The organism is Mesorhizobium sp. M7A.F.Ca.CA.004.12.1.1 (assembly GCF_003997835.1).
In the GTDB taxonomy this organism is placed as follows: domain Bacteria; phylum Pseudomonadota; class Alphaproteobacteria; order Rhizobiales; family Rhizobiaceae; genus Mesorhizobium.
On record NZ_RZRK01000536.1, the window covers coordinates 1 to 4274 of the forward strand.

Consider the following 4274-nt stretch of genomic DNA (forward strand, 5'->3'; position numbering starts at 1 on the left):
CGGCCATGAAACCGCCTGGAAAGTGTCGAGTTTCGGTGTCGCGCAATATCTGCACGGCTATGACCCGGCACTGCTTGCAGCTATCGAGGAGGCTGCCCTGAAGCTCAAGGCCAGCCATGCCGTGCACAAGCACCTCGATCTGACCTTCATCACCGGGGCCGACCGTTTCATCCCCGAGATCAAGGAATTGCTGCATGACAAGCTGCGCCTGGAGCGGCTGTCCGACATGACGGGCACCAAGCTGGAGCCCTATCCGCTGTCGATCGTCGGCTCGACGGTCACCTTCATGAATCCCAACGACGGCGCCGTGGAGTGGCATTGCGATGGCGTTCCGGTGACCGAGCTCATTCCGCTGTCGATCAGCAATCCGCTGGTCGGCGGCCATCTCGAAATCTTCTGCGACGACTCCGAAACCGGCCGCGCCATTCTCGAAGCCGGCCGCGAGATCCCGCGCAACAGTGTCATGCGCATCGATCACAAGATGAACTACGCGACGCTCGGCCAATTCCTGGGCGTCCTGCATCGCACCGCTCCGATCCGGTTCGGCGAGCGCGTCACGCTGGTGCTCAACCAGCGCTCGGTGGCCAAACCCTATGTCGACGATAACAGAATGTTCTATCTCGCCGCCGACAACGACCACGACCGTGAGTGGGTCAGCGAACTGGCCGAAGATGTCTGGACCAATCAGCTGCCGGCCTATCGTCGGTTCGAGGCGGAGCATCCCGTGCCCACCGCCGTCGAGGCACCGGTTCCGGGCGGCGCCAGGGAATCATGGTAATGAACCATGACCCCGAAAAGTCGGAACCGGTTTTCGGACAGGATCATGGTCGAACAGCAACATAGAGTCCCATGCCGATTGTTTCGGCAGGGATCCGGCTCGATATCCGCGTTGGTCTTCGCTGCCGGTGCGGTGGCGTTGTGGTCCACCAATGCCCTGGTCGGCAAATCCCTGCTGGCCAGCCAACCGGTTTCGCAGGTCCAGTTCCTGCAATTTGCAGGCGCAGCACTCGTCTTCGCCGCCATCCGATTGATGAGCCGCGAAAGAGTAGCACCGGTCACCGCCGGGGCGGCGCTCATCTCTCTCGCGATCGGCTTCATCGGCCTGGTCGGCACCATGGTGCTGCAATACATCGCCTTCGCTTCGATGCCGGTGATCGAGGCCAATCTGGTGGCCTACACCTGGCCGCTGATGGTCGCGGCGGCAGTCATTGCCTTGGAAAATCCGCGGCGTCCGGCACTGTTGGGTCTCGCCGCGGTGGTGGGCTTCATCGGCGTTGCACTGGTGATTTCGGGAGGGCGCAACCAATCCTGGTTCGAGGGCGATCTGGTCGGCTATCTCGCCGCATTCGGGTCAGCGCTGTGCATGGCCTTCTATTCGCTCATGGTGGGACGGGTGGCCACTCCAGCGGATCGCCTGTTGCTGCCATCGTCTTTGATTGGCGTCGCTTTGATGTTTCTGTGGTGCGCTCGCGACGGTTTCACCTGGCCCGTCGGCGCGGACCTGGCCCTCGGCCTTTATCTCGGCGCCGGTCCGATGGGCCTGGGCTACTATTTCTGGTCGCGCGCCTTGAAGCTTGAAGGCAGCGACAGGGTCGCGGTGGTCGCCTATCTCACGCCGATCGCCTCGACCCTGCTTTTGACCTTGTCCGGCGAACGGCTGACGGTGACGGCCATTGTCGGAGCCATCCTCGTCATCGGCAGTTGTGTCGCGGTCGGTGTGGAACGTTCGGAGGTCGAAAACCATGTTTGACGAGAATGAGCGTCTGGCCAATCAGGAAGCGCATTGGCTGATCGACGAATTCGGCGCCGAGGCACCGCTCTACGCCGCGATGAGGGCCGAAAAGGCGATAGAACAAAAGGATTTCGCGCGTTGCGCCCGCTGGAAGCGTATTCTGGAGATATTGGACGAAAGTCCTGCCGCTAAGTCTGCTGGTTCCAAGTATTAGATTTTCTAATTTGCACGGCGTCGATTTCGCATGAATGCTATTTTTGCCGATTCTTCATTCTTTTATGAGACTTGGCGGTCCGTTGGGGGACGCGGTTAAAGAGATACATCGACACAAGTCTTCGCTGGGGTGGAGGATTTTGTCGCAAATAAGGTGAAAGAATTGTCAAATATCGATGATAAGACCGTTATCGAGCTGACGGCCGATATTGTCTCGGCCTATGTAGGCAACAATCCGCTTCCTGCTGCCGGCCTGCCTGAGTTGATTGCCAGCGTCAGTGCTTCGGTTCGCAAGCTCGCTGGTGCAGTTGTCGCGGAAACTCCAAACCTGGTTCCGGCAGTCAATCCGAAGAAGTCGGTGTTTCCCGACTACATCATTTGCCTTGAGGACGGAAAGAAGTTCAAGTCGCTCAAGCGGCATCTGCGGACCGACTACGGCCTGAGCCCGGACGATTATCGGGCCAAATGGGGCTTGCCGCCGGACTATCCGATGGTTGCGCCAAACTACTCGGCGACGCGATCGGCGCTGGCAAAGTCGACGGGACTTGGCCGCAAGCCGGCAGCAGCGCCGGCCGCTGTCGCCAAGGCAACGAAGCGCAAGGCGACTGCCTGAGAGCAGGCAAGCCACTGTTCGGCTGCTTTGACGACGCCCTCGCTGGCGTCGTTTCGAGGCCTTGTGCGGCCAACTGGCCGGCAAGGCCTTGCGAAGCGTTGATGTCCGGTGCAAAAGCGCGGCCATGCTGATCATCAACGACCTATCGCTCCGCATGGCCGGACGCCTGCTTCTCGACCATGCTTCGCTGACCTTGCCGGCCGGCACCAAGGCCGGCCTTGTCGGCCGCAACGGTACCGGCAAGACGACGCTGTTCAAGGCCATCACCGGCGATTTCCCGTCCGAGACAGGCTCGATCAGCCTGCCGAAGAGCACCCGCATCGGCCAGGTGGCGCAGGAAGCGCCGGGCACCGAGGACGCGCTGATCGAGATCGTGCTCAAGGCCGATCTCGAACGCACGGCGCTGCTCGAAGAAGAAAAGACGGCGACCGATCCGCACCGCATCGCCGACATCCATATGCGGCTGGCCGATATCGACGCGCACTCAGCCGAATCCCGCGCCGCCACCATTCTCGCCGGCCTCGGCTTCGACGACGCTGCGCAACGGCGTCCGGCCTCGTCCTTCTCCGGCGGCTGGCGCATGCGCGTGGCGCTTGCTGCGGTGCTGTTTGCCGAGCCCGACCTGCTGCTGCTCGACGAGCCGACCAACTATCTCGATCTCGAAGGCACGCTGTGGCTGGAAAACTACGTTTCGAAATATCCGCACACCGTGCTTTTGATCTCGCACGACCGCGACCTGCTCAACCGCGCCGTCAATTCGATCGTCCACCTCGACCAGAAGAAGCTGACCTTCTGGCGCGGCGGCTACGACCAGTTCGAGCGTCAATATACAGAGCAGAAGGAATTGCAGGAGAAGGGCCGGGTCAAGCAGGAGGCCGCGCGCAAGCACATGGAATCCTTCGTCGAGCGGTTCCGCGCCAAGGCCTCCAAGGCGAGACAGGCGCAGTCGCGCATCAAGGCGCTGGAGAAGATGAAACCGATCGCGGCCCTCGTGAACGATTCGGTGCGGCCGTTCTCCTTCCCCGAGCCGGTGAAGACGGTGGCCTCGCCGATCGTGGCGCTGAACAACGTCAATGTCGGCTACACCGAGGGTCAGCCGATCCTCAAGAAGATGACGCTGCGCATCGACGCCGACGACCGCATCGCGCTGCTCGGCGCCAACGGCAACGGCAAGTCGACCTTCGCCAAATTGCTGTCCGGCCGGCTCAAGCAGGAGAGTGGCACCATGACGGTGGCGCCCGGGTTGAAGGTGGCGATCTTCGCCCAGCACCAGCTCGACGACCTCCGGCCGGACGAAAACGCCTACGAGCATGTCCGCCGGCTGATGCCGGAGGCCCCGGAATCGAAGGTGCGCGGCCGCGTCGCCCAGTTCGGCCTCACGACCGAGAAGATGAACACCGCCGCCAAGGATCTGTCGGGCGGCGAGAAGGCGCGGCTGCTGATGGGGCTGTCGGCCTTCGAGGGGCCAAACCTGTTCATCCTCGACGAACCGACAAACCATCTCGACATCGATAGCCGCGAATCGCTGATCCATGCGCTGAACGAGTTTCCCGGCGCCGTGATCCTGATCTCGCATGATCGCCATCTGCTGGAGGCAACCGCCGACCGCCTGTGGCTGGTCAAGGACGGCGCGGTCAACCCCTATGACGGCGATCTCGAGGACTACAAGACGCTGGTCACCGGCGTCTCCGGCGACCGCCGCGGCAAGCGCGAGGC

General features: G+C 62.0%; 5 protein-coding genes. All 5 read left to right on the forward strand.

Annotation, left to right across the window (positions count from 1 at the left end; translation table 11 throughout):
- The coding region (locus EN984_RS37845) for a hypothetical protein (RefSeq protein WP_164765614.1) at positions 1-778 on the forward strand (778 nt) is incomplete at its 5' end.
- Positions 779-823: 45 nt separating this feature from the next.
- Positions 824-1750 (forward strand): DMT family transporter, encoded by a 927-nt coding sequence (locus EN984_RS24475; RefSeq protein WP_127270635.1) that lies wholly within the window; start codon positions 824-826, stop codon positions 1748-1750.
- Positions 1743-1946, forward strand: a complete 204-nt coding sequence (locus EN984_RS24480; protein WP_127268154.1) for a hypothetical protein — start codon at positions 1743-1745, stop codon at positions 1944-1946. Before EN984_RS24475 ends, EN984_RS24480 begins: the two co-directional genes overlap by 8 nt.
- A 162-nt stretch (positions 1947-2108) precedes the next feature.
- On the forward strand, positions 2109-2558 hold the full coding sequence (locus EN984_RS24485) for a MucR family transcriptional regulator (RefSeq protein ID WP_127268153.1): 450 nt from the start codon (positions 2109-2111) through the stop codon (positions 2556-2558).
- 124 nt (positions 2559-2682) lie between these two features.
- On the forward strand, positions 2683-4274 hold a 1592-nt coding region (locus EN984_RS24490; RefSeq protein WP_164765615.1), incomplete at its 3' end, for an ABC-F family ATP-binding cassette domain-containing protein.